The organism is Mesorhizobium sp. (assembly GCF_024509055.1).
Taxonomy (GTDB): domain Bacteria; phylum Pseudomonadota; class Alphaproteobacteria; order Rhizobiales; family Rhizobiaceae; genus Mesorhizobium.
On the sequence record NZ_JANINM010000295.1, the window covers coordinates 1,153 to 1,573 of the forward strand.

The 421-nt window shown below is 70.3% G+C and carries 1 pseudogene; it reads right to left on the reverse strand.

The window, feature by feature from the left end:
- Positions 1–246: pseudogene (locus Q0L57_RS13390) on the reverse strand (hypothetical protein); the annotation flags it as partial.
- Positions 247–421: the final 175 nt, after the last annotated feature.

Genomic DNA, 421 nt, shown 5'->3' on the forward strand with positions numbered 1-421 from the left:
CACGACACCGGGGACTCCCGGAACACCGGGCACGCCCGGGACCCCGCCTCCACCCGAATATCCCGGCTGGCCGTCCCCACGCTGCAGCACCAGAGACTCGGTCTGATCGCCTTTCTTCAGCACCACCTCGCGCGGCATCACCGAACTGAGAACCCAGCCCGCGTGGTCCTCTCCCTTCCGCAGCCGAACCATTCCCTGATTGGCGGTGTCCAGGAATACGGCGATCGCATCGTTCTCGCCAACCACCGCCCCTACCAGCGCGAGCGAGGGGTGCTCGGGTGAAGCCGGCGGTGGTGGCGGAGGCGCCACGGGGGCGACCGGAACGGCGGCAACGGCCCGCGGCGGCGGGCGCCGGGAAGCTGAAAAAACCGGACGGTCCCGCGTGGCCGTCAGTGCCGATAGCGGGACGGACCAGAGCGGA